The organism is Schaalia sp. lx-260, from assembly GCF_021083645.1.
Taxonomy (GTDB): domain Bacteria; phylum Actinomycetota; class Actinomycetes; order Actinomycetales; family Actinomycetaceae; genus Pauljensenia.
The window spans coordinates 148401-174961 of sequence record NZ_JAJNRQ010000002.1 but is presented as its reverse complement, the minus strand read 5'-3'; the positions used below and the strand labels follow the sequence as shown (position 1 = coordinate 174961).

Here is a 26561-nt window from a genome sequence, read left to right as displayed (position 1 = left end):
TTTTCACCTATACGGGGACCACAAAGTGACGCCTTTTTTCATCCGTCACATGAATCTATTACGCTGGCGAGCGTGTTTATATGGCTTCCCCCATCAGAAGGCAAGTATGTTCCCGAAAACGGGCCAGCACTTGATATGCAGCTTTTACACGCACCTGTTTTAACATCGGCACGACACCATATCCTTCACCTGTACCAGCAGAATATGCAAGACTCTGCCAGATCTGTCGCCTTTCCTTCTGCGGACATCATGAATATCCCCTGCGCCCGCGCATGTGAGGTGTACAACGGCGTGCTGTATCAGGCTGCCAGTTTCGCTTCCTTTGACACCGATACGCAAGCTCGTGTAGATCGCGTTATACGTATTGTGAGCGGCTTATATGGGGTTGTGACTCCGAACAATATGATCGCCCCCTACAAACTACCTATTCAGTCACGTATCGGTTCTTCACCTGTTCTCTCAACATATTGGAAACCTTTTTTAGATGAGGCATTATCGCAAGAAGCCGCTGAGTCCATTATTGTGGATTGCCGATCAGGACCGTATCGGAAAGCTTGCCCTGCACCGTGGGCACATACTGTAGAAGTCACTGTTGTCCGTGAATCAGGTACACAGCGTTCAATAGTTTCACATGAGGCAAAACGGTGGCGAGGCCTACTAACTGGCGCTTTAATAAAGCATCCACATTGCGACGAAGTATGCGACGTTATTGACCTCGTTGATTGGATACGTGATCTCCTGCCCTCTATTCACGCCAGTGATGCGCGCGGCCGCGAGTATTACGCACAAAGCCTTGAAGTAGGGCCGACTCGCACATATTCTGCGGGTGGTTCACATCGCATCGCTACCCTTGTCATATGTGAACGCATGAATTAAGAACGCATGAATTAAGACTGCAGTTCGCGCCTATTCTTGTGTCCGAATAACAATTTGTCCGGTGTCTTCCGTCCAATACATGTGGTCGGCTGGGGTACGTCGGATAGTGTCTAATTCTGCAGGTGATATATCAGCGCCTGCTCCTTGCACGACTCCGTCACGGACTTCAATCACCGCAAAAGCCCCGTGACGTGTACGGGCACGCTCATATTCAGCCAGCACAGTTTCGCCCAGCTTTTCTGCCACTTCACGCCTACGTGCAATCACCGCACGCAATTCAGTATCACTGGTAGCTACATCTTCAAGGAAACGTGCTTTGACGTCTTCAATATCAGCGGTGATAGCAGCGATACGTTCTTTTATTTGTTCAATGGTGTTACGGGTTTCTTCTAAACGTTCTTCTGCGTTGAGCTGCTGGTTTTCTAAATCTGACAGGCGTTGGACCATCTGGGCAATTTCATGCTGCATCGGGTTAATATCCCGTAAAGGCACGTGGCCTTGTTCGATGCGTTCTTCTTGACGGTCACGGCGTTCACGTACCTTGCGGATTTCGTTTTCGCATCGTTCGACTTCACGAGTAATGTCTGCAATCACCGCATTTTGACCGATAAGGGCACGCTGAAGATCTTCAACTCGACCTGCAAATTCACGGACCGTAGCATGTGCGGGATGCGCATTACGAGCATGTCGCAAAGCGGACTCTTTTTGATCTAATGCTTGTAAATCAAGAAGTACAAGCTGATCAGCATGCGCAACAATCACTGCAGTCCCCCTAGGGTAGGTTGATGACGAATCCATGGTTCAGTACACATCGTAGAGACTTCTACGCTCAAAGACACATTCTCAGCAGCTGCTTCAGCTTGTATGCGGTTGGCAAGTACAGGTAACCACGGCCATTCTGTTGCCCAGTGGCTTGCGCAAAACAAAGCCGGCGTTCCTTTTTCACAATGCTCAGAAGCAGGATGATGTCGCAGGTCAGCGGTTAAATACACATCTGCCTTCGCTTGGCGAGCCGCATCAAGAAATTGGTCCCCGGCTCCACCGCTTACAGCAACGGTCCGCACCGGAGCATCTATGTCACCGCCAATAAAAAGACCATGCGTCCCAGCAGGTAAGACTCTCGCAACATGATCTGCAAAGGCAGTAACTGTCGTTGTTTCCACACAACCGATTCGACCGGTGCCTATTTCGTGTTTTTCTGTGTCATATCCTTCAGAAATCAACGGACGCATATCGCGTAAGCCCAAACGTTCACCTAAAGCATCTGCCACGCCTTTATGTGCAATATCTGCATTTGTGTGGGCGGTATATAAAGCAATATTTGCGCGTATAAGTGAGGCGACCATACGACCTTTCGGATCGTTTTCGGGAAGGAAAGATGTGCCTCGTAAATACAACGGATGATGTGTGAGGAGCATGTCATATGCACCTGATATAGCTTCGTTAACTGTTGCCTTTACAGGGTCCACTGCCAATAGGATACGTTTCACAGGTTGTTGCGGGTTTCCAAGGACAAGACCCACACGATCCCACGTGTGTGCGGTGCGGGATGGATACCATCGTTCCATCATTGCGATTACGTCACTGACAGTCCACAACTTACTCATATGTGTGAGTGTATTCGCTGATAACTCAGGCACTGCATTTTGTCTCGTCACAACATATATTTCACATATCGTATTCTCAGATGTGCCTGTCCCCCTCTGCCTTTCACATGAGGGTAGGATTATCTTTCGTGCGCATCATCGATTTGCTGCCTCACGGCTTGGTTGATTACATAGAAGTAGACCATCTTCAACGCGCCTACCATACCGAAGTGCTCGCTGGCGGCGAAGATACCCTTATCATCAGTCAATTCACGCCAACGTGGACCGCAGGACGACATACTCGACCTGAAGATATACCGGATACCACTGTGCCTGTTGTCCATGTTGATCGGGCAGGTTCAGCCACATGGCATGGTCCAGGACAGGTTGTGATTTACCCTATTGTTCGGCTACGTGAACCTGTTGATACGCTCAAATGGATTAGAAGCGTAGAAGCAGGAGTGTTGCACGCTCTTACAGGCCAGTGGAAACTGCCTGTTGAACGTATCGAAGGGCGGGCAGGAGTGTGGTTACGTGAGCAGGGGCGGCGTGACCGTAAAATATGCGCAATCGGGTTGAAAGTCGCGCGAGGGGTTACGCTCCACGGTATTGCCCTGAATGTGAATATTGATATGGCACATGCTTTCCGTGGCATTATTCCATGTGGTCTTGTCGATGCTGATGTTGCTTCCTTGCATATGGAGGGGGTCCACACGGATATGGAAACTGTCGCTCAAGTTTTGATCCATCATCTTGTTGAATCTATTGCTGATTGCCTTGCCTCCTCATCCGATCACATGCGGTATATCCGCGATTTACATGATTTGCCGACAACTCTTACTTCTGGAGCTCACTGATGAGTACTTTGCCGCAGCCTGAAGGTCGCAAACTTCTGCGTATTGAAGAACGTAACGCGCAAACACCTATTGAAGATAAACCTGATTGGATTCGTTCGCGTGCTCGTTCCGGTGCGAATTACATGGATATGCGTTCCCTTGCGTCGCAGAAAACTTTACATACTGTGTGCGCAGAAGCGAATTGTCCAAATATTCATGAATGTTGGGAAGACCGTGAGGCCACATTTTTACTTGGAGGCCGTATATGTACACGCCGATGCGATTTCTGTAATATAGCAACAGGTCGTCCCACGGAATATGATACTGATGAGCCGCGTCGCGTCGCAGAGTCAGTACGTGACCTCAACTTGCGTTATGCGACTATTACCGGTGTTACACGTGATGATTTACCTGATGGCGCAGCATGGTTATACGCTCAAACGTGCCGTTTAATCCACGAGCTCAGTCCTCATACCGGTGTTGAGTTACTCGTTGATGATTTTCGCGGCCATCATGAGGGTGTCGAAGAAGTAGTAGCAACAGACCCTCAAGTTTTTGCACATAATCTCGAAACTGTCCCTCGGATTTTTAAGAAAATTCGTCCAGCTTTTCGTTATGAACGCTCATTAGATATGATCCGTTACGCGCATGATCTAGGGGCACTCACTAAATCAAATCTCATCCTCGGCATGGGGGAAACACGTGATGAAGTGATTGCGACGATGAAAGATTTACGTGACTGCGGATGTGATTTACTTACGCTTACCCAGTATTTGCGTCCTTCTGCAATGCATCATCCGGTGGAACGATGGGTGCATCCAGAAGAATTTCTTGAATTATCTGTTGAAGCAGAACAGATGGGATTTGCCGGTGTCATGTCGGGGCCCTTGGTGCGTTCATCGTATCGTGCTGGCTCTTTATGGGTTAAAGGTATGCGCGCTCTACAACGACCAATACCTGAACACCTCAGTCATTTATCAGAGTCAGGTTCAACCGTCCAAGAAGCCAGCACAGTTTTACAGGATTTACGTCGCCGGCGTGCTGCGCGACAGGCTGTTCGTCAAGCCCGTATGGATTCTTCAACGCTTCTGACAGATAATTCCGCAGAGCATGCAAATATGGAACCTTCTTCTGCTCTTGAACATACGGAACCCCTCACCGTACAGGGACATTGCAGGTAATGGTCAGCATATTTATGTGAGCCATTCTCGTTTTATACAGAAAGATTCCATGTATGCCGCTTATGCCTGATTACGCTCCCGCACGGCCTTTATTTCACGCGGCGCTTCAACACCCTCACCGTATTTCTTTGATTGAGGCTTGCAGTGGACGAACGTGGACTGTGAGCCAAGCCTGGGAAAGCGTGTGCCGTATGAGCGCGGTTTTTCTGTCACATGGAGTAAAGGCAAGCGATCGCGTCGCTATTGTTGCGGTAAATAATCCTCGGCATTTCATTGCTCATGTGGCGCTTTCTTTACTTGGAGCTGTCACTGTTCCTTTGTCACCGCGTTTACCTGACGCTCAACTGGAGGTCTTATTTACTGATTGTCGTCCACACTTAGTTATTACTGATGGCCAGTCACAATCGCGCGCATGTTTTTCTGCTTGGCCAACTGTGACATGGGATGAACTCGATCAGGCACTTTCGGGTGTGCAACCGTGGGCGGGAACTATTACCCCTCGGGATCATGAAATTGCTGCCATTGTCTATACCTCAGGCAGTACAGGATTACCTCGTCCAATTTCTTTAACACATGCGCATCTGTGGTGGGCTTCAGTAAATTTCCGTGATGGTTTTGAATATTCACCCGGCATCAATGTGGTGGGGGTTTGTGCGCCTCTGTCACATATTGGCGGTTTTAATGGGACGAGTATGGATGTCTTTACTCATGGTGGCACCGTCGTTGTTTTTGATAGTTTCAACCCGGTTTTTATTTTGCGCGCCATTGAACGCTATGAGATTTCGATGATGTTTGCCGTCCCTGCGATGTGTCACGCTTTCTTGTCTGCCCGAGAGGAGGCCGCAGCGGATATTTCTTCGTGGACCCGTCCTTTGATTGGTGGTGAGCGTATGTCCACTCATTTAGCAAAACGCTTACACGAGTGGGGTCTGCGTCCTATTCATGTGTGGGGTATGACTGAAACCGGTGGGGCTGGTCTTATGTGTTCTCCTGATGCTCAGTCAGCGCATCCTGGTGCGATTGGTCGCCCTTTCCCTTATGTTGAAGAACGAGTAGTTGATGATGAGGGTTCCCCTATACATTCTCCGCATGTATTAGGTCATTTGCATGTGCGTGGACCGGGTGTGGTTACTTCGCGCGCAGATGGATGGTTGGATACAGGCGATATGGTTCACTACGATGAGGGAGGTTTCATTCATTTTGTTTCGCGTCTGTCGCGTTTAATTAATACTGGTGGGGAACTCGTTGCTCCGGGAGTTGTTGAGGATGCTGTGCGGACTTTAGATTCTGTGGCAGATGTCCTGGTTTTAGGTATTCCCAATGAGCGTTGGGGGCAAGTTGTTGCTGCTCTCGTGGTACCTGATCCTGCGTACGCGTCGAATATGCAGGGTCTTCCCTCACTTCAACAGATTCAACAGTTCACACGCGACTTTTTGGCTCCGTGGCAGCAGCCTCGTCTTATTCGTTGGGTGGAATCTTTGCCGACGACTTCAACAGGGAAACCTGATCCTCATGCTGCCCGCGCGTATTTTGATAGCGCTCAGTAAAACCTCAAGGGATCTGGCCTGCTGCCTTGCACTGTGATACAGGGGGGGGAGCGCGATTCCTCATGCATGTCACGCATTGTGTTGAGTATCAACACAAAGAGCATATGCATCCTTCTGTTGATTGTTAGGTGTACGACACATGGTGGTTTGAGTGAAAGTACCCACGCTCAAGGGTAGCTAGTGGCAGCGCATATCCGTATTTTTGTGTCCTTGAGCCACTGGGAAAATAAAGGATTAGATGATTCACATTCTCTGTTCTATGAAGATAGCCCTTATTTTAGTAACATACCTGTGTCGTAATTACAGGAGAGAGTATGAGTACCCATCGTATCGTTATTATTGGTTCAGGCTTTGCCGGCTTAATGGCAGCACGCAGGCTGCGCACAGCCAATGCCCATATCACCATTCTCGCTCGCACAAGCCATCACTTATTCCAACCATTACTATACCAAGTAGCTACTGGGATTCTATCTGAGGGCGATATCGCACCAACTACACGCGAAGTCTTACGCCGCCAGAAAAATGTGCATATCAAACAAGCTCTGGTCGAAGACATCGACACTGATAATCGAATTGTTCACTGGCGTAACCATAATCGCGCCGACCAAACCCCATATGACACGTTGATTGTTGCCGCCGGAGCAGGCCAGTCCTACTTTGGAAATGAGCATTTTGCTGTTTTTGCTCCTGGAATGAAAACTATTGATGATGCACTCGAACTACGTGCTCGTATTTTCGGTGCTTTTGAAAGTGCAGAAATCGAATCTGACCCAGAAATCATTAAAAAGCTCCTCACTTTCGTTGTCGTTGGTGCTGGTCCCACTGGTGTGGAAATGGCTGGGCAAATCCGTGAGCTTGCCTCGAAAACACTACGCGGAGAATTTCGTCATATTGACCCCACTTTGGCTCGCGTCATCCTTGTTGATGGAGCCGCCGGTCCCCTTCCTGTCTTTGGCGACAATTTGTCCGAAGTAACCCGGCAAGCCCTTGATCGCCTTGGCGTAGAAATGCGCATGAATTGTTTCGTCACCGACATAACAGCAGATAGCGTCACATTGAAAGACCGTGAAGGCAATACGGAAACAATCAACAGCATATGTAAAGTATGGGCAGCAGGTGTTCAGGCCTCTCCTTTGGGACAGGTCCTCCATGAGCACACAGGTGTTGAGCTTGATCGTTCGGGACGTGTCATTGTTGAAAAAGACCTCACAATAAAAAATCATCCAGAAATTTTTGTTGTCGGCGACATGATGTCTGTCCCCGGTGTCCCTGGGGTTGCACAAGGTGCCATTCAGTCTGCACGTTTTGTGACAGATATTATTCAGGCTCGTTTACGTGGAATTTCACCAAAGAAAACCGTTTTTACCTACCGCGACAAAGGCTCAATGGCGACAATTGCTCGTTTCAAAGCTGTGGTACGAGTGGGGAAAATGAGCTTAAAAGGTTTTCCCGCATGGTTAGCATGGTGTTTCCTGCACTTGCTGTATATCGTTGGTTTCAAGGCGCAAGTAGGCACCCTTCTTCATTGGTTTATTAGTTTTGCCTCTGGTGCTCGCACGGAACGCACTGTGACAAATCAGCAAATGGTTGGCCGTTTAGCCTTAGAAAATCTGGGAACAGGTTCTTCTGGACGCCTTGTTGCAGGGGAGAAGATTATTCCTTCTCCCGCATCTGAATCTGCAGATACTGCGGCAAAGATGGATTAAGGTTTTCCACATGTGTTAAGTGCAGAGCAGTGCACTGTATAACGCGGTCTGGGTGATATACATATGTGTTGCCTAGGCCGCGTGACATTTTACTTCCACAGGGAAATAGCTCCGTTTGCAGTGTTCCGCGTATGTACCGTAAGCAGTCATCAGTGTCTGCACGGTTAATAAGTTATATACCAGAATGAATGGTGGGCCTGACCGGGTTCGAACCGATGACTTCTGCGGTGTAAACGCAGCGCTCTGACCAACTGAGCTACAGGCCCCAACGATGCCCTCAAGAAGGCACCGAACTATTGTAATGGAAAAATCCTGTGAATGGAATTCCAGCACTTTCCTTAGGTGCGATATGCCGAATAAATCACAATCTTTCACTAAGAATTGAAAGCGCTACAAGCTGAAGAAAAGAAGTCCCTATTAAAGAAGCTGCATGTACACAAAGTACAGCTTGCCCTGATCCCCTTCGTATGAGCCTCGTATCATGTACACAAGACTATCTCAAAGATATACGGGTATTCGGAAGCACAATCTTACTGCCTATACCGCGTATCTTTGCCTCAGCGATTACGCGAACGAGCAGTTAAACGAATCCCAGCCCATTCAGGCCCCACCGATGCAGCTGACGTTGTATGCAGGCCAGCAACTTTCGCTGCTTCTTCCACATCAGCAACCGGAACAGCGCCAGGACGTCCTGGTTTAGGAATGAGTACCCAAATCAGGCCGCCATCGTCGAGATTCGACATCGCATCTACCAGAAGATCAGCCAAATCTTCTTCTTCAGCATCATCTGAACGCCACCAGACAATTGCGCCATCAACGACGTCACCGTATTCATCGTCAACAAGCTTTTCGCCTGTGCTCTTTTCAACTGCTTCGCGCAATGTTTCGTCAGAGTCATCATCAACATAAAACTCTTGAACGATTTGGCCAGTAGTGAAACCTAAACTTACGGTCACTTTAACCGACCACCTTCCGACGAATACGTCACATGTATTCTTGCAGATACCACATGGATATCGTAAAACACATTCGCCCCCTCTTTGCCTCATTGCCCACAATATTGACCACAGTGTTACAAGAATGAGGTTTTTCTCATGGGCCGGAGGTCCTTCACAGGGTCGCAAATCTCGTCGTAAAAGGGGACAATAGACGTAGGTATTCACAAGGGAGTGTGAACTGCGCACTCCTTTTACTGAGGAATTGAGGAACCATGAGCTCAGCGAGCGATATGCACCCTGTAGTTAATGGCCTGCTCAGTCAGGTCCCTGACAATGATCCCGCTGAAACCGCCGAGTGGGTGGAATCTCTAGCTGGACTCATTGAAGAAAAAGGTGGCCCCCGCGCCCGCTACATCCTTATTCACATGTTGGATGAAGCACGGCGAGCAGGAGTCCAACTCCCACAGAATTACACCACTGCCTACGTCAATACAATCCCTGTTCAGGATGAACCCTATTTCCCTGGTGATGAGGCAATGGAACGCCAGTATCGTCGTTGGATTCGTTGGAATGCTGCAGTTCAAGTCACCCGAGCACAACGTCCTGGCGTAAAAGTAGGTGGACATATTTCCTCTTACGCTTCAGTGTCCACTCTGTACGAAGTTGGCTTAAACCATTTCTTCCGCGGAAAAGATCATCCTGGCGGTGGTGACCACGTATTCTTCCAAGGGCACGCCTCCCCTGGTCCGTATGCGCGCGCATTCCTCGAAGGCCGCCTCACTGAGGAAGAAATGGACGGCTTCCGTCAGCAAGTATCAACATCTCATGGATTACCCTCATACCCGCACCCTCGTCAGCTTCCTGAGTTCTGGGAATTCCCAACCGTTTCATTAGGTCTTGGTCCTGCTGCCGCAATCTACCAAGCATGGTTTGACCGTTACTTGCATTTGCGTGGATTAAAGGACACTTCACAGCAACGCACATGGGCTTTCATTGGCGACGGCGAAATGGATGAGCCTGAATCACGTGGCCTCCTGCAATTAGCAGCCCAGCAGGGATTAGATAACCTCACATTCGTTGTCAACTGTAATTTGCAGCGTTTAGACGGACCGGTACGCGGAAATGGCAAAATCATTCAAGAACTTGAAGCGTTCTTCAAAGGTGCCGGTTGGAATGTCATTAAAGTTGTATGGGGTCGCGGTTGGGATCAGCTCTTAGCCACTGATAAAGACGATGCCCTTGTTCACCTCATGAATGACACGCTTGATGGCGATTATCAGACTTTCAAAGCAAATGACGGTGCTTATATCCGCGAGCATTTCTTTGGACGCGATCCCCGAACGAAAGCAATGGTTGAAAACTGGACAGATGACCAGATTTGGGCTTTGCAACGTGGTGGCCATGACTACCGTAAGGTGTACGCAGCTTATAAATCAGCAGTCGAACACACTGGGCAACCTACAGTCATCCTCGCCCACACAATTAAGGGGTATGCACTCGGCTCTAACTTCGCAGGCCGTAACTCAACTCACCAAATGAAGAAACTCACCCTTGAGGATGCGAAACTGCTGCGTGATCGTCTGCAAATTCCTATTACAGATGAACAACTCGAAGCAGATCCGTACAAACCGCCGTACTACATGCCACCAGCAGATCATCCAGCACTGCTCTACATGAAAGAACGACGTGAAAAACTTGGTGGTTGGGTTCCTGAACGTCGCACAGACCGTAATCCTCAACTCCCAGAGCTTCCGGCACGTCCTTTCGATTCTTTATCAAAGGGATCAGGTCAGCTCGAAGTTGCGACAACAATGGCTCTTGTCCGTTTAATGAAAGACCTCATTAAAGACAAGAATGTGGGACGCTACATCGTGCCGATTATTCCTGACGAGGCACGTACTTTCGGCTTGGATGCTATCTTCCCTTCAGCCAAGATTTTCAATACGCATGGGCAAAATTACACGGCCGTTGATGCTGACATGATGTTGTCCTATAAGGAATCTGAACAGGGACAAGTCCTACATACAGGCATTACGGAGGCCGGTTCTGCGGCAGCTTTCCAAGCTGTCGGCACGGCGTACACCACTCATAACCTACCGATGGTGCCGTTCTACATTTTCTATTCCATGTTTGGTTTCCAACGCACAGGTGACCAGTTCTGGGCTGCTGCTGACCAACTGGCACGCGGTTTCGTCATTGGTGCTACCGCAGGCAAAACCACCCTCACCGGTGAAGGGTTACAACACTTGGATGGGCACTCCCCAATCCTCGCCGCAACAAACCACGGTTTTGTCGCTTACGATCCGGCTTACGCCTACGAAATCAAACACATCATCTGGGATGGTTTACAACGCATGTACGGCCCCGAAGATGGTCGTAATCCTGATGTGCTGTACTACCTGACCGTGTACAACGAGCCTATTCATCAGCCTGCTGAACCAGAAAACCTAGACCGTGAAGGCCTGCTGAAAGGTATTTACAAAGTTGCAGACCATAACGGCACAGGGCTGAAAGTTCAGCTAATGGGTTCTGGTATTTCCTTGCCGTGGGTATGTGAAGCCAAGCGCATGCTCGCCGAAGAATGGGGTGTAGATGCGGCTGTATGGTCCGTGACTTCATGGACTGAACTTCGTCGTGACGCTTTGGAAGCCGATGAATATAACTTCCTGCATCCGCAAGAAGAAGCACGAGTCCCATTTATCACGACCCGTTTGGGCGGTGCAGAAGGTCCTTTCATCGCTTCCACTGACTACGATCGCATACTTCCCGATATTATCCGCCAGTGGGTGCCAGGCCGCTACCATGTACTCGGTGCTGACGGCTTCGGTTTATCTGATACACGTCGCGCAGCTCGTCGCCATTTCCACATTGATCCTGAATCAATTGTGTTACGCACCCTCCAAGCCCTCGTGGAAGAAGGTCGCCTTGATCGTTCAGTTTTGCAGCAGGCAATTGACCGATATGACCTGCTGAATATTCCAGCAACGGAACCTGAACACCACTGAAATTCATCCTCAGAGTGCCCTCGCGTATGTGCGGGGGCACTCTTTTTATACGCTTAACTCAGGTTTCTCGACAATTTCAGGCATGTTCCACGCAATCACGGTCAAGTATCTACTTACTTCCCCTGCATCCACGACCATAGAACAAGGGCTACAGGACAAGCCAGGCCCAGCACATTGATAGCTACGCCTTTTCTGCACGAAAAGGTAAAATTCCACCCGCCTTCAAATAGCATGAGGGGCACAAAGACTCATATGTTACTTCCACTCCATCAATAGCGACCTGTTCACCATCAAAAACAAAGTGACCATCAGCTTGGCGACCATTAAACATGGCTTTACGCCCACACCTACAGATAGTTTTTAGTTCTTCCAAAGAGTGCGCAATTTCAAGTAAACGACGAGCACCCGGAAAAGAAAGCGTCCGAAAATCGGTACGTATGCCATAAGCCAAAACAGGAATCCCCATTTGAACAGCAATAACCATTAAGTCATCAACTTGAGCAGGTGTTAAAAACTGCGCTTCATCAACTAAAACGCAGGCAATCGGTTTCTGAGCCTGCGACACTGTCTCTGTGATAACACGCATAAGATCAGCCTCAGCGGGAACAAGGATATCCACGTTACGCGCCACACCTAAGCGTGAAACAATACTGCGTCCACCTTTCGTATCAACATCCGGTTTAACCAAAAGGACATTTTGGCCGCGTTCCTCATAATTATGAGCTGCTTGCAAAAGCGCTGTTGTTTTACCGGAGTTCATTGCCCCATAACGGAAGTATAGTTTCGCCACTGAAGGCTCCTTTCACACGGTAGAGATGGTATCTCACTGGCTTCAGGCAACGCAGCTTTTCTAGGCCCTCACACACACAATCATGCAGCCGGATATATCTATACGACCGAGCCGCCTACATAAAACATTTCACCGCGCATCTGCTTATTCCTTATCAGACACGCGGTGAATTTCTATGAGAATTATCGTGTAGCTTTGACGAAGTGATTGACTTGCGCCATTGCCGCACTATCAGTTGCCTATAATCGCCAGATTTTTATTCTTCGCCTTCGCCTTCTGGTGCCAGCACTCGGCCTCTAAAAGAAGGATGTGCCAAGTTTTCTGGAGATAAAATCTGATCAACTTCAGTTTCACTGAGCAATCCCATCTCAAGAATTACTTCGCGTACTGTGCGTCCTTCTGCTGCAGCGCGGCGACCTACGATATCACCCATGTGGTGCCCGATCACATCGTTAAAGTAGGTGACCACACCAATCGAACCGGTCACATACCCCAAGCACACATCCGTATTCGCTGTTATGCCTTCGACGCAACGTGTGCGTAAAGTACAACATGCATTTACCAGCAAAGACAATGAGCTGAATAAAGACTGTGCAATCACAGGTTCCATCACATTCAGCTGTAGTTGCCCAGCTTCAGCAGCCATAGTGACAGTTTGATCATTCCCCATAACTTCAAAACACACTTGGTTCACAACTTCAGGAATCACGGGGTTCACTTTGGCGGGCATAATCGAGGAACCCGCAGCCATTTCAGGAAGGTTAATCTCATTCAGTCCAGCACGCGGTCCTGAAGCCAAGAGACGTAAATCATTACAGATCTTTGATAGTTTCACAGCTGTGCGTTTAATAGTTGCATGCATAGAGACATAGGCGCCTGTATCTGAGGTTGCTTCAATAAGGTGAGCAGCTCCTTTAACAGGCAGTTGAGTAATAGAGCGCAGATGACGTACCGCTGATTCTTGGTAACCGGGAGGCGTGTTTACTCCCGTTCCAATTGCTGTTGCCCCAAGGTTGATTTCCAACAGCAGATCAGAATTATTTACTAGCCGATCATCTTCTTCACGTAAGGTAACAGCAAAAGCCATCATCTCTTGCCCTAAAGTCATAGGGACTGCATCTTGAAGTTGGGTACGTCCCATAGTGAGGACATCAGCGAATTCTTGGCCTTTCGCAGCAAATGCGTCAGCAAGTTCACTGAGGGCTTGTCGCAGATGCTTTACTTCACGATGGAGGGCAATACGAAATGCTGTGGGGTAGGCATCATTTGTTGATTGAGAGCGATTAACGTCATCATTGGGATGAATCAGGGCGTATTCGCCTTTAGATTTCCCCATGAGTTCGAGGGCGAGGTTCGCAATTACTTCATTTGCATTCATATTGACGCTTGTTCCTGCACCACCTTGAAATTGGTCAACAGGAAATTGATCCATGCAACGTCCTTCATCAAGGATGGAATCACATGCGGCCACAATAGCGTCAGCAACAGCGGATTCCATAACGCGGAGCTCTTTATTTGCCAGTGCTGAAGCTTTTTTCACCTGTACGATTGCGCGAACCATCTCGGGGACTTCTGAGATGCTTCGTCCTGAAATTCTGTAATTCTCTATGGCACGGAGTGTATGGATCCCCCAGTATGCTTCTGCAGGAACTTCACGTGTACCTAAAAGGTCTTGTTCAATGCGCACGTCCATGTGCTGTCCTTCCATAGAAGTTATGCCTTAAGTCCTACATAAATATTAGAGGTTCACATGCCCGTGTGGAAGCGAATCCGAATAATTAATGCAAATTTTACGAATAAGGTAAAGAAAAGCGAGGAAAATATCAGGTTCATGACACATGCTCAGTTACAGCTTGAAGAAAATCCTCTACCGTGTGCCATTTATGTATTTCCAGATCAGTAAAAGATATTCGGCACTCATGTTCAATAGTCGAAATAACCGCATATAAACCAATCACATCAAGATCAAGGTCCCCACGTAAAGTGAGGTCTGCGCGCATATCCTGTGCTTCAATACCTGTTTCAGCCAGAAGCGCTGTCATTGCTATTTCTTGTGCTTGCTGGATAGGCGAAAGCAAAGCGGCGGCCTGTTCCGTTTCTGTTAAATCAGTGGGTGAAGAATCATCAGAATCATCAGAGTTTTTCTTTGCTGCGGTGTCAGATGGAGGCGTATTTTCATCTGCTAAAGATTCGACGGCAAGTTGATACCCTATAAGTTCAGCAATTGTTCCCATAATCGGTGCAGCACTTTCTCATGGTGGGATGGCATTTTAGCCAACTTGGTTGAGCCATCTGACGGCAACACCGGCACCGGCATAGCGGAATGGCTCCAGCTCATCATCCCATGCTTGCCCTAATGCAAGGTCAAGACGTTCACGTAGTTCTTCATATGATGAGGAAGATTCTATTGCAGCGCGTACACGGTCTTCCGGTATCACGACATTTCCTACACTGTCCACCTGTGAATGAAAAATCCCTAGCGAAGGCGTATGCGCCCAACGGCCTCCGTCAGTTGTTGCTGTGGGTTCTTCGGTCACTTCGTAGCGCACATGTTCCCAGCCGCGCAAAGCGGAAGCAAGACGAACACCTGATCCAACAGGTCCCACCCACGGATATTCTGTGCGCAGCATTGAAGGCGCAGCATCCTGCGGTGTCCATTGCAGGTGCAGCTCTTGCCCTAACGCCGTACCAGCCGCCCATTCAATATGAGGGCACAAAGCCGCCGGTGTTGAATGCACAAAAAGTACACCGCGGGTGTAGGTTCCTCTCATCATGACCTCCCAGTATGTTGAGGATCGTCTTCCCCTACGCCCTCGATCATCTGTTCTTTTGTCATGTATAAGCGCATAAATGCTCGCAGTGTTACTTCATTATCGGTGTTTGCGACAAGAAAAGCCAAGGGACACGCGGAAAACACTACGCGCGACCCTAATCAGCCTTACCTACCTCATTTTGCGCAGCAGACACACAAGCAACACGTGCGTATTAGACTCAACACGCTTTACAGCACTGGATGCAACACGCAGAAAACTCAGAAAGCTTTTTCTCGTATATCACGTAAAGCTTTCTTACGTGTTGCACGATCTAAACGATCAATATAAATCATGCCGTCAAGATGATCGGTTTCATGCTGCAAACAGCGAGCCATTAGCTCCTCGCCTTCAACAATGACAGGTTTACCATCAAGGTCAATCCCCTCAACACGCGCATACCAGGCGCGCCGAGTCGGATACCACAGCTCCGGAACCGATAGGCACCCCTCGTCACCATCTTGGTACTCATCCTCAGATAAAGCCACCAATGTCGGATTCAGAACGTACCCGATTTCGCCATCAATATTCCACGAGAAGGCCCGTAGCCCCACGCCAATCTGATTAGCTGCTAACCCTGCGCGCCCATCCAAGTCAACACCTTCAAGAAGGTCCTCAACCAACGCTTTGACACGCGCATCAATATCAGTAATAGGTTCACAGGGCGTCCGAAGAATAGGATCACCAATAATACGGATATCACGGATAGCCACGTAGGATCACTCCTTTTCCTGCAAGTCGTGATACAGCTTCTCAACAGCATCACAAGCTTCTTCTACAGGAACCTCCATACGCTCCCCTGTTGTCCGCACACGAATTTCCACTTTACCGTCAGCAAGACCACGACCCACAACAACCGCAATTGGCAGACCAATAAGCTCCGCATCAGCAAATTTCACACCCGCGCTCACTTTGCGACGATCGTCGTACAGAACATCAAGACCACGTTCTTCCAATAATTCTGACAGGTGAGTAGCCGCAGCAAAAAGCTCATCACCTTTACCTGTAGCCAGCACATGAACATGGAAAGGTGCCACATTAACCGGCCACGAAAGACCACGATCATCGTGATAAGCCTCAGCTAACGCTGCCACGACACGTGAAACACCGATACCATAAGACCCCATCGTGACCACCTGCGACTTACCGTTTTCATCTAAAACAGTCAGCCCCAAAGCCTTTGCATACTTATCCCCTAAGGCGAAAATATGTCCCACCTCAATACCACGAGCTAAGTGCAGCGGGCCTGAGCCATCTGGTGCAGGATCGCCTTCACGAACCTCTGCAGCTTCAATGGTGCCATCAGCCTCAAAATCACGGCCCTTAGTCAACCAGAACACATGCTGGTCCACAGCATTTGCGCCAGTAATCCACGTTGTGCCCTCAACAATTCGCGGATCAAGGAGGTAACGCACTGAACCGGAAATATTTCCTTCATCATCGACCACACGTGCTGGCGAATTCGGACCAATAACTGAAGGACCAATATATCCAGGCACAAGTTCAGGGTGCGTTGCAAGATCTTCAGGACTCGCCATAGCAACTTCAGCGGGCGCAACTGAAGCTTCTAAGCGCTTCATATCGACGTCTCGATCCCCAGGGATTCCCACAACTAAAAGTTCTTTTTCACCATCAGGATGCGTCAAAGTCACAACGACATTTTTCAAGGTGTCAGCAGCATTCCACGCACGATCTTCACGCGGGTGCAGACGATTAGCCAAATCAACCAAAGCATCAATAGTCGGTGAATCTGGCGTATCAAATATTTGAGCAGGAGCAATGCCTTCAAAAGGAACAACATCTGGAACAGGCGTTGTTACCGCTTCAGCATTTGCCGCATATCCCCCAGCAGAACGCACAAAAGTATCTTCACCAATAGGACTTGGATGTAAGAACTCCTCAGAATGGGAACCTCCCATAGCACCCGACATCGCAGAAACAATGACGTATTCCAAACCAAGGCGACGGAAAATACGTTCATAGGCCCCACGTTGAGCCATATAGGATGCTTCAAGCCCTTCGGCGGCTAGATCAAAACTGTAAGCGTCTTTCATGACAAATTCGCGCCCACGAATCAGACCCGCACGGGGACGTGCTTCATCCCTGTACTTTGTCTGGATCTGATACAAGGTCGAAGGCAGATCCTTATATGAGGAAAACATATCTTTCACCAGCAAAGTGAACATTTCCTCATGGGTAGGAGCTAAAAGGTAATCTCCTCCCTTACGATCATGCAAGGTGAAAAGAGTGGGTCCGTATTCTTCCCACCGATGTGTTGCTTTATACGGGTCAGCCGGTAAAAGTGCCGGAAAATGTACTTCCTGACCGCCTATACGATCCATTTCTTCACGAATTACTTGCTCGACATTACGTAAAACACGTAAACCCAAAGGAAGCCACGTATAAATACCTGGCGCTGTGCGGCGAATGTAGCCAGCACGAATCAGCAGTTTATGGGATGCTACCTCAGCATCGGCAGGGTCTTCACGTAAAGTACGTAAGAAATATGAAGAAAGCGTTTTTAGCACGCTCTTAAGAGTAGTTCACTTCCCCCATGCACGTACAACTGCGCCTCACCTGTCGAACAAATAAACGGCACGTATCACATCAAAAATCAGCTCAAGAACTCATCTTCTACACAGTTGCGGCTGCTTTGAGAAGTCCATCTGAAACAAGCAGAGCAAAGGTTCAACTCCTGCCACGCTGTATCGCTCCGTTTCAGAGCACATGTGGATATCTGTGAACAAACGAACGTGACACCGCCACTTGGCAGCAGCCTACGCTCAGTCGCTCCCTAGAAAAGAAATAATTATTCGCACCACGGATAGATGTATTAGTTCATCTCTGCTACATGTTTAATGTCATACAACATGCGCAAAGCAACAGGAGACTCCAAAGCTAAGAGAGCGCGAATTTTACGTGCAGACATTTCTGGTGAGGATGTATGACGCTCACGCATATGCACACGTGTTGTCCCATTCGCTTCAGGTAAAAGCACAAGAGCACATGTCCCCTGTACAGGCGAATCAGGTTCTTGCGTAGGATAAGCTGCGCGTAAAACCATGCAATCACACAGTTCTTTCACCAGAACATCCTTTTCCTCTGCATGGAAAGCTGCATCAATCACTTCCCATACTCGTTCAGGTGATGCATGTATGAGGACAGCGCGATCAACGACAACATCTGCTGAAGGAGAAAGCAAGTCACCTGGTAATGACACGGCTGCTTGACTTTGTGTCAGACCAATACGCGCAGGGAAACCTGTCATCCGTATAAACACCGCACCTAGTGCGGCACCTGCAAGGAGGAAACGAAGTTTACGCATAATGAACTGCTTTCTGTACGATGTTCACCGGGTAACCGGTAGGACTTCCACCTGACCATCACCTTCGTTAAGGCCAAGTTTTTCTGCCAAAATATTCGCGTGTCGGATGAGAGTTTCCACAATCTGATCTTCAGGAACAGTTTCAACAACCTCGCCTTGAATGAAAATCTGTCCCTTACCATTACCGGAAGCAACACCCAGATCAGCTTCACGTGCTTCACCTGGCCCGTTCACCACGCAACCCATCACCGCTACACGCAAAGGCACAGTTAGATCTTTTAAGCCCTCTGTGACATTATCCGCCAAAGTCCACACATCCACTTGTGCGCGCCCACAAGAGGGACAAGACACGATCTCTAAAGTGCGGTCACGTAACCCCATAAATTCAAGGAGCTTACATCCCACTTTCACTTCTTCAACAGGCGGAGCCGATAAAGAAACACGAATAGTATCCCCAATGCCCTCAGCCAAAAGTATCGAAAAAGCGGACACTGACTTGATTGTTCCCTGGAATGCGGGACCAGCCTCAGTCACTCCTAAATGCAAGGGCCAGTCCCCCTGCTCGGAAAGCTGACGATACGCTTCAATCATTGTGAGCACGTCATGGTGTTTCACAGAAATCTTAAAGTCATGAAAGTCATTTTCTTCAAATAACGAGGCTTCCCATACAGCAGATTCAACTAATGCTTCCGGTGTGGCGCGTCCATATTTTTTCAACAGATCTGGATGTAATGAACCTGCATTGACACCAATACGTAAAGAAGTTCCATGATCGCGGGCAGCTGCGCAAATTTCAGCAACTTGATCGTCAAATTTGCGAATATTACCCGGGTTTACACGTACAGCTCCACATCCTGCCTCAATCGCAGCAAAAACATATTTTGGATTGAAATGGATATCAGCAATGACTGGAATCCGTGACTGCCGCACAATAATCGGTAAAGCCTCAGCATCTTTGTCTGTAGGACAGGCCACACGTACAATGTCGCAACCGGCAGCAGTCAGTTCAGCAATTTGTTGCAAAGTAGCACCAATGTCATGCGTTTTTGTCGTTGTCATTGATTGGACACTGACTGGCGCTCCCCCGCCTACGGGAATATCACCGACCATAATTTGTCGAGTTTTCCGTCGAGGAAATGGTTGCGTCTGCACTGAGGGCATGCCGAGGGAAATTTCAGTCACCTCATTATTATGACTGACTGTTTCATCATTAGCTCAACAGGAAACAATTATTTTCAGGACATCACATTCGCTCAGCTCTTATACTCCATTTACCTGAGTGAACGGCCCACAGTGACATGTTGAGATCAGAAGGCATTTTTCATCACGTGCATACCGGTGCTGCTTCAGTGTCAGGCGCGTGAAGCTCAGTTACATTATTAGGTCACAGAAATTGGTTTAATAATATCTGCAAGTACAAGAATAACTGTCATCACAAGTAAAGAAGCACCTACCACATAGGTCAGCGGCATTAACCGCGCAGTATCAGCAGGGCCAGGATCAGCACCGCCCCTCCATAAAACGATACGTCGGCGCATACCCTCATATAGAGCACCCATGATATGACCACCATCCAATGGAGGTAAAGGCAGCACATTGAAAATACATAAAGCCATATTCAGTGAAGCCAATAGCATAAGTAACACTGAAAGGCTTTGGCGGATATCACGTACTCCTAATGCTGTGCTCTCCCCTGTTACTTCTGCGGCAATACGTCCCACACCAACAACGGATATCAGTCCTTGAGAATCACGAGGAGCATCCGTCACAACAGAAACAGCGACTTTCCACACTGCCTGAGGCAGGCGAATAATCAAAGCAACAGTTCCTTGAGCCATTGTCGTATTCATCTGCCATAGTTGAGCAAGCGAAGCTGAGCGGTACGCTGTTCCTGCCACGATACCGGCAATTCCTTGACCTGATTCAGAAGTTTCAGGTGTCAGCGTCACACGTATATGCTGATTCGCACGTTTAACTGTTAAATCAACAGTGCGAGTTGGAGCCTGCGCAATTGCTTGTTGTACTTCGCTCCATTCGTTAATGGTAGCGCCATTGATCGCCTCAATAACATCTCCTTCTACCAGACCTGAAGCAGCGGCAGGACCTGTCATTTCACCGCGCGCAGTCGATACTGTTGGAAGTACCTGTGCCACGGTTGTTGTCGGTGCCTGATATCCAATTCCGCACATTGCTATAGCGGTTAAAACAATACAGATCAGCAGATTCATTAATGGACCGGCAAGCATCACGAGAATTTTACGCGGTGCACTCAGAAGGTAAAAAGCGTGATTTTCTTGACCTACAGGCAGACTCGCTGCGCTTTCTGCCCGTGCTTGTTCAGCAAGAGTAGGTTCTCCACGGCGATTAGTCAGGCGTGTCCTCGCAGGTGCCGGTGGAAACATCCCCGGAATACGGACGAAACCACCTAAAGGTATCGCTCGTAATGAGTACGTTGTTCCACGCCATCGACGCGAAAAAATCTTTGGCCCAAAACCTACAGCAAATTCAGGGACAGGCACACCGAAAAGGCGAGCAAAAAGCATATGTCCAAGTTCATGCAACGCGACGGAAATAACCAGTCCTGCAATGATGAAAAGTACTCCCCATACAGAAGCCATACGCCCGCCTCCTTTCGTTACTACAGTCACCTATACAGCGACTGATAGAAAAGTGTGAATATAGTGTGATTTCATCAGAAAACACTTCACGCTTTTATATTGGCATTACGTAGTGTTTTGATGATTAAGCATAGTGTGAGGCTTGTTGTTGGGCATATGAGACCGCCCAACGCTGTGCTTCCATCACATCGTCAATATTGGGGTCTTGTACACCCTCATAGGCTTCCAGTACTGTACCCAACAAATCAACAATTGCCAGATAAGGTAAAGAACCCCGCAGGAAAGCCTCAACAAAAACCTCATTTGCCGCGTTATACACGGCCGGATGTGTCGCAGATGCACTGACTGCGTAACGTGCTAATTGGATGGCCGGGAAAGTTTGATGATCGACCGGCTCAAAAATCCAGCTCTGCATTGCATCCCAACGAATAGGAATTTCAACCTCTTTCAAACGTTGCGGCCACGTCATTCCAAGTGCAATAGGTAAATGCATATCCGGTGGTGAAGCTTGAACAATAGTTGCCCCATCATTCCAGGTCACCATTGAATGAACAATCGACTGCGGGTGAATAACTGTCTGAATATGTTCAGCAGGAACGTCGAATAAGAGATGCGCTTCAATAAGTTCAAGGCCTTTATTGACTAGGGTCGACGAGTTAATCGTCACCACCGGTCCCATATTCCATGTGGGGTGATCCAGCGCTTGGGCAGGTGTGACATGACGTAATTCATCACGTAAACGTCCTCGGAATGGGCCTCCTGAAGCTGTTAATACAAGTTCCGCGACCTCAGAACGTCCTGTGATACGTGGTGAGGTAAGGCCTTTCTCGTGAATACCTGACCTGAGGGCTTGGGCAATAGCTGAATGTTCAGAGTCAACAGGAACAATTTGGCCTGGCCGTTGTAAAGCTGCACGTACAAGAGGCCCACCTACTACCAAAGATTCTTTGTTTGCAAGAGCAAGAGTAGATCCTGCTTGTAAGGCAGCCAGTGTAGGGCCTAAACCCACGCCGCCGGTGATGCCGTTGAGTACAACGGCATCTGGGAACATCCCTGCTAGTTCCGTTGCAGCATCGGGTCCTTCAAGGATTGTGGGCATGGGTATGCTTTGTGAAAAATCCTGCCGTTTTTCCTCAATAATTGCACGTAACTCATGCGCACAGTACGTTGCTACGGCCACAACTTCCACACAAAAATCGCATACCTGACGAGCCAATAGCTCAAGGTGCGCGCCACCAGCAGCGAGACCGCGTAATCGAAATTCCTCTGGATTTCTTGCCACAATATCTAGTGCTTGAGTTCCTATAGAACCTGTAGATCCGAGGAGGACTATATCACGCATATTCTGCTACTTATCAGATCAGTCAACGGCTAAAAGAATTTCTACCGCACGGCCAAGGTAGGCATCAACGGGTCCTTCCGCATAGGCTTTCTTTGCTCGAACTGAAGGGAAAACAGCTTGACGAATATCGTCAACAGTGACTTCATCTTGATCGTCAAAATAGTTTGCTAAACGATCAAGTAGGTCATCAACAGCTTCAGCATCGTAGCCGCGTCCGTTCTGTGGTCGAGCAAAACGTTCTCCACGTGGACGACGTAAACGCGGATACAGTGTGGTGGCACGTTCCGCAATTTTTTCAAACCACGCTGTCTCACCATTGACGGCCACATGATCCATGCGATCACGGTGAATAAAAGCAGCTTCTAAACGATTAAGAGCTTCATCCACCGCGGACATATCGTAGCCGCGACGGCGCACATTGAAAGTGGCGCGACGTACTTGTTCTGCGCTGAACTGTTCTGAAGGAACCCCACCTTCATAAGCACGCTTAGCGTCCTCAAAGAATTCATCGACACCCGAAGGGTCATAACCCTGACGGAAAAAACTAACGCGCGGAAATGTGGTGCTCATGAGTCCTCCTGATTCGTCACTTTCACACTTGCACGTCGTCCTTCTTTGACGGCTGTAGCTAATTGGCCACATGCGCCATCAATATCTGAACCACGGGTGTCACGGATCGTTGTTGATATTCCATTGTCGCGCAAGATACGGACGAATTCATCCTGAGCACGACGTGTCGATGCAGTCCAAATGGATCCCGGTGTCGGATTTAACGGAATCGGATTAACGTGTACCCATCCTTTACCGCGTTTATTCAGTTCATTAGCAAGAAGCTGAGCGCGTCGAGGCTGGTCATTCATATCCTTAATTAAAGCGTATTCGATTGAAACACGACGACCTGTTGACAAGAAATAATGACGCGCAGCATCAAGGAGTTCTGTCACTTTCCAGCGAGAATTGATAGGAATAAGGTCATCACGTAAATCATCATCTGGAGCATGAAGGGATACCGCTAAAGTAACGGGAATGCCTTCTGCCGCCAATTTATGAATCGCTGGAACCAGTCCCACAGTTGACACGGTAATACCGCGTGCCGACATACCAAATCCTTGCGGAGATGGGTCAATTAAACGATGAATCGCTGCGATCACTGCTTTGTAATTTGCTAGCGGTTCTCCCATCCCCATAAAAACCACATTTGTGAGTCGGGTGGGTCCGCATGCAAGATCCCCGTCAGCACATGCACGATGAGCTAAACGCACTTGGTCGACTATTTCTGCTGTTGATAAGTTACGGGTAAGCCCCATTTGACCGGTTGCGCAGAAAGGACAGGCCATACCGCATCCAGCCTGCGAAGAAACACACAGAGTCGTCCGATCTCCATAACCCATCAACACAGATTCGACAGTGGCACCATCGTAAAGTTTCCACAGGTGTTTTAATGTCATACCTGCATCGGCACGTAGCACCGTCACTTGTTCAACAAGGCGGGGCAGTATTTTTTCTTCAATAATTGAGCGTGCGTGAGCGGGTATGTCAGTCATTTGCTGTGCGTCAGCCAGAAAATGATCAAAGTAATGCCGTGATAATTGGTCGGCACGGAACGCAGGAAGTCCGGCTTGTTGAAGTAATTCTCGGCGCGCCTGCGCATCGCAATCTGCTAGGTGGAGCGGAGCTTTTCCTCGCTTTTTCGCAGTAAAAGATAAAAGCGGTCGCGCATCCGGATGCGTAGCTCCTTCAGGAGGCTGATCTGTTGGCCGTACTTCGCGTCGTTTTGTCGGAGCCACTTTGGACATCATACGTGCCCTCCTTCTGCAATCAGTAGGAGGACATGCAGAACCGGTGCCGTTAACAAAATAGAATCCGCGCGATCGAGGACTCCTCCATGTCCGGGCAGGATTTGCGACATATCTTTCAAACCGACTTCGCGTTTGATTAATGATTCGATGAGGTCACCTATTGTGGCGCTAAAAGCCATCATGGGCCCTACGATGAAACCCCATGCCCAGTGAATATTCACAAATGAAAAGCAAACAACAGCGCCAACAGTACATGCAAGTAGAGAACCTGCGAATCCTTCCCAAGATTTTTTGGGCGATAAGCGAGGGGCCATCGGATGACGGCCAATAAGGATTCCGGTTGCCCACCCTCCTGTGTCACTTAAAGCAACAAGGAGGATCTGTAGTCCCACTACCCAAGCGGCATGATGTTCCCGTAAAAGTAAAACGATAAATGACGCGAGAAATGGAACATATACGGCTGTAAAAGCAGAGGCACATATGTCACGTAATTTTCCGTCGTCCCAACGGTCAAGTACACGCCACAGGACAGATGCGAATATTGTCAAGAAAAGAGCAGCTAGAAGTGCTTCCGCTCCCAGAGTCCACGCGCAGATCAGCATTCCTGCTGATCCGACGTATAGCGGCAATAAGGACATGTGAATCCCTACACGCGCGTAGGCACCGCCTAATTCCCATATTCCTGCCCAGCAGAGCAGCATGATAAAAGCGACAAAGAATTCAAAATAGAATGCAAGTGAAGCCGTCACGAGCACAACAAGCAGTGTCGCTGTCATGACGGCTGCCGGCAAGTTCCTACCTGCTCGTCCTGTCGCTTTTAATGCGGCATGATTATGCGAGGGTATTGCAGAAAAAATACCCCGTAAAACGCGCGTGTATTGTATGTCTGGCATCAGATAGTCAGAAGTTCGCTCTCTTTGGTCACTAAAAGAGTGTCAATAAGATCGACATGAGATTTTGTCAGATTTTCCAGTGACTTTTCTGCACGATCAACTTCATCTTCACCGGCTTCGCCATCTTTTTTCAGACGGTCGAGTGCTTCTTTTGCTTTACGGCGTACTGCGCGTACAGATACGCGAGCATCTTCTGCTTTATTTTTTGCTTGTTTCACATATTCTTTGCGGCGTTCTTCGGTAAGCGCCGGCAAAACTACACGAATCACATGACCATCATCTGTAGGATTCACACCAAGATCTGATTCACGCAGGGTTTTAATGATTTCCTGTGTTGCTGAACGGTCAAATGGAGAGATCAAGACTGTACGAGCTTCTGGGATTTGGAATGAAGCGAGTTGCTGCATAGGGGTTGGAGCACCGTAGTATTCGACCAATAGTTGCTCAAACATTCCGCTATTTGCTCGACCAGTACGAATGTTACCGAAATCTGCTCGTGCTACTTCAACGGCACGATCCATTTTTTCTTCGGCTTCAAGAAGAATATCGTCGATCACTTCGACTCCTTAGTTTGTTCGTCATGTGTTGATACAAGCGTACCGATTCTTCCACCTTGAAGGGCCTTTGTGACGTTGCCGGGCTGAGACATCCCAAAAACGCGCATGGTCAGACCGTTTTCTTGGCATAGAGCAAATGCTGCAGCATCGACAACTTTCAATCCCTGTGAGAGCGCATCTGTGTAGGTGAGGAAGTCTAGGCGGCGAGCATGTGGGTTAAGACGCGGATCAGAATCATATACGCCATCGACACCATTTTTCGCTGCAAGTAGCTCATCACAGTGCGTTTCAAGAGCACGCTGAGCCGAAACAGTGTCGGTTGAGAAATATGGCATACCTGCACCGGCACCAAAAATGACTACACGGCCTTTTTCCATATGACGAATGGCACGTAAAGGAATGTAGGGCTCCGCTACCTGTTGCATAGCTATTGCGCTTTGTACGCGCGCAGGAACACCGGCTTGCTCAATGAAATCTTGCAATGCCAACGCATTCATCACTGTGCCGAGCATACCCATGTAGTCTGCACGGGAACGGTCAAGTCCCGAACGTGATAATTCCGCTCCACGGAAAAAGTTTCCACCACCAACGACAATTGCTACCTGTATTCCTTGCCGAACAGCTTCCGCAATTTGCTCAGCAATATTACGAACCACTGTTGGGTCAAGACCGATGGATCCTCCACCAAAAGCTTCACCAGAAAGTTTTAGAAGGACTCGTCGTTGCCGTGTCATCAGGACTCCTATCGTCAT

General features: G+C 48.6%; 24 protein-coding genes and 1 tRNA gene. 6 read left to right on the top strand and 19 right to left on the bottom strand.

Annotated elements, in window-relative coordinates:
- The first annotated feature begins 72 nt into the window (after positions 1–72).
- Complete coding sequence (locus tag LRP57_RS02755; RefSeq protein ID WP_231204902.1) at positions 73–876, top strand: YaaA family protein; 804 nt, start codon at positions 73–75, stop codon at positions 874–876.
- Between the two features lie 30 nt (positions 877–906).
- Here LRP57_RS02755 and LRP57_RS02750 read toward each other — a convergent pair whose 3' ends face one another.
- Positions 907–1638: a zinc ribbon domain-containing protein gene (locus LRP57_RS02750; RefSeq protein WP_231204900.1), complete on the bottom strand. Its 732-nt coding sequence runs from the start codon at positions 1636–1638 to the stop codon at positions 907–909.
- Positions 1635–2483 (bottom strand): Nif3-like dinuclear metal center hexameric protein, encoded by an 849-nt coding sequence (locus LRP57_RS02745; RefSeq protein WP_231204898.1) that lies wholly within the window; start codon positions 2481–2483, stop codon positions 1635–1637. The genes LRP57_RS02750 and LRP57_RS02745 overlap by 4 nt, the downstream gene beginning before the upstream one ends.
- Positions 2484–2611: 128 nt before the next feature.
- Here LRP57_RS02745 and lipB point away from each other — a divergent pair, with 128 nt between their 5' ends.
- The 4 genes from lipB (at position 2612) to LRP57_RS02725 (ending at position 7732) form a co-directional block, all read left to right on the top strand.
- Complete coding sequence (gene lipB, locus LRP57_RS02740; protein WP_231204896.1) at positions 2612–3319, top strand: lipoyl(octanoyl) transferase LipB; 708 nt, start codon at positions 2612–2614, stop codon at positions 3317–3319.
- Positions 3319–4479 (top strand): lipoyl synthase, encoded by a 1161-nt coding sequence (lipA, locus tag LRP57_RS02735; protein ID WP_231204894.1) that lies wholly within the window; start codon positions 3319–3321, stop codon positions 4477–4479. The genes lipB and lipA overlap by 1 nt, the downstream gene beginning before the upstream one ends.
- Before the next feature lie 53 nt (positions 4480–4532).
- Positions 4533–6026, top strand: coding sequence for a class I adenylate-forming enzyme family protein (locus tag LRP57_RS02730; RefSeq protein WP_231204892.1), 1494 nt, complete (start codon positions 4533–4535; stop codon positions 6024–6026).
- Between the two features lie 314 nt (positions 6027–6340).
- A complete protein-coding gene (locus LRP57_RS02725; protein ID WP_231204890.1) occupies positions 6341–7732 on the top strand; it encodes an NAD(P)/FAD-dependent oxidoreductase in 1392 nt (463 codons plus the stop codon).
- A gap of 189 nt (positions 7733–7921) precedes the next feature.
- Here the strand turns inward: LRP57_RS02725 and LRP57_RS02720 are convergent.
- Both LRP57_RS02720 and LRP57_RS02715 read right to left on the bottom strand, forming a co-directional pair.
- Positions 7922–7998: transfer RNA gene (locus LRP57_RS02720), tRNA-Val, on the bottom strand.
- 291 nt (positions 7999–8289) lie between these two features.
- The gene (locus tag LRP57_RS02715) at positions 8290–8688 is read right to left on the bottom strand and encodes a DUF3052 domain-containing protein (RefSeq protein ID WP_231204888.1); all 399 of its coding nucleotides are present in this window, start codon (positions 8686–8688) and stop codon (positions 8290–8292) included.
- Positions 8689–8942: 254 nt separating this feature from the next.
- On the opposite strand from LRP57_RS02715, the gene aceE reads away from it, so the two are divergent.
- Positions 8943–11675 carry a pyruvate dehydrogenase (acetyl-transferring), homodimeric type gene (aceE, locus tag LRP57_RS02710; RefSeq protein WP_231204886.1) on the top strand — a complete coding sequence of 911 codons (2733 nt, stop codon included), beginning with the start codon at positions 8943–8945 and terminating at the stop codon, positions 11673–11675.
- 181 nt (positions 11676–11856) lie between these two features.
- On the opposite strand, the gene LRP57_RS02705 is transcribed toward aceE, so the two are convergent.
- From LRP57_RS02705 to pyrH, 15 genes are all read right to left on the bottom strand, one after another.
- Entirely contained in the window at positions 11857–12465 is a 609-nt protein-coding gene (locus LRP57_RS02705) for a thymidine kinase (RefSeq protein WP_231204884.1), read from the bottom strand.
- Positions 12466–12721: 256 nt separating this feature from the next.
- Positions 12722–14158, bottom strand: a complete 1437-nt coding sequence (gene aspA / locus LRP57_RS02700) for an aspartate ammonia-lyase (protein ID WP_231204882.1) — start codon at positions 14156–14158, stop codon at positions 12722–12724.
- A 136-nt stretch (positions 14159–14294) separates the two neighbouring features.
- Positions 14295–14699 (bottom strand): phosphopantetheine-binding protein, encoded by a 405-nt coding sequence (locus LRP57_RS02695; protein ID WP_231204879.1) that lies wholly within the window; start codon positions 14697–14699, stop codon positions 14295–14297.
- Positions 14700–14735: 36 nt separating this feature from the next.
- A complete protein-coding gene (locus tag LRP57_RS02690; protein ID WP_231205231.1) occupies positions 14736–15236 on the bottom strand; it encodes a DUF3145 domain-containing protein in 501 nt (166 codons plus the stop codon).
- A 260-nt stretch (positions 15237–15496) separates the two neighbouring features.
- Positions 15497–15988, bottom strand: coding sequence for a peptide deformylase (def, locus tag LRP57_RS02685; RefSeq protein ID WP_231204877.1), 492 nt, complete (start codon positions 15986–15988; stop codon positions 15497–15499).
- 6 nt (positions 15989–15994) lie between these two features.
- A complete protein-coding gene (locus tag LRP57_RS02680) occupies positions 15995–17803 on the bottom strand; it encodes a proline--tRNA ligase (protein ID WP_231204874.1) in 1809 nt (602 codons plus the stop codon).
- A 305-nt stretch (positions 17804–18108) separates the two neighbouring features.
- On the bottom strand, positions 18109–18600 hold the full coding sequence (locus LRP57_RS02675) for a hypothetical protein (RefSeq protein ID WP_231204872.1): 492 nt from the start codon (positions 18598–18600) through the stop codon (positions 18109–18111).
- 24 nt (positions 18601–18624) lie between these two features.
- Entirely contained in the window at positions 18625–19761 is a 1137-nt protein-coding gene (gene ispG / locus LRP57_RS02670) for a flavodoxin-dependent (E)-4-hydroxy-3-methylbut-2-enyl-diphosphate synthase (RefSeq protein ID WP_231205230.1), read from the bottom strand.
- Between the two features lie 218 nt (positions 19762–19979).
- Positions 19980–21218, bottom strand: a complete 1239-nt coding sequence (locus LRP57_RS02665) for a M50 family metallopeptidase (RefSeq protein WP_231204870.1) — start codon at positions 21216–21218, stop codon at positions 19980–19982.
- 124 nt (positions 21219–21342) lie between these two features.
- On the bottom strand, positions 21343–22560 hold the full coding sequence (dxr, locus tag LRP57_RS02660) for a 1-deoxy-D-xylulose-5-phosphate reductoisomerase (RefSeq protein ID WP_231204868.1): 1218 nt from the start codon (positions 22558–22560) through the stop codon (positions 21343–21345).
- An 18-nt stretch (positions 22561–22578) separates the two neighbouring features.
- Positions 22579–23130 (bottom strand): DivIVA domain-containing protein, encoded by a 552-nt coding sequence (locus LRP57_RS02655; RefSeq protein ID WP_231204866.1) that lies wholly within the window; start codon positions 23128–23130, stop codon positions 22579–22581.
- The gene (gene rlmN, locus LRP57_RS02650) at positions 23127–24359 is read right to left on the bottom strand and encodes a 23S rRNA (adenine(2503)-C(2))-methyltransferase RlmN (RefSeq protein WP_231204863.1); all 1233 of its coding nucleotides are present in this window, start codon (positions 24357–24359) and stop codon (positions 23127–23129) included. The genes LRP57_RS02655 and rlmN overlap by 4 nt, the downstream gene beginning before the upstream one ends.
- Entirely contained in the window at positions 24356–25252 is an 897-nt protein-coding gene (locus tag LRP57_RS02645) for a phosphatidate cytidylyltransferase (RefSeq protein WP_231204861.1), read from the bottom strand. Before LRP57_RS02645 ends, rlmN begins: the two co-directional genes overlap by 4 nt.
- The gene (frr, locus tag LRP57_RS02640) at positions 25252–25809 is read right to left on the bottom strand and encodes a ribosome recycling factor (protein ID WP_231204858.1); all 558 of its coding nucleotides are present in this window, start codon (positions 25807–25809) and stop codon (positions 25252–25254) included. The genes LRP57_RS02645 and frr overlap by 1 nt, the downstream gene beginning before the upstream one ends.
- Positions 25806–26543 (bottom strand): UMP kinase, encoded by a 738-nt coding sequence (gene pyrH, locus LRP57_RS02635; protein WP_231204856.1) that lies wholly within the window; start codon positions 26541–26543, stop codon positions 25806–25808. Before pyrH ends, frr begins: the two co-directional genes overlap by 4 nt.
- Between the last annotated feature and the right edge of the window lie 18 nt (positions 26544–26561).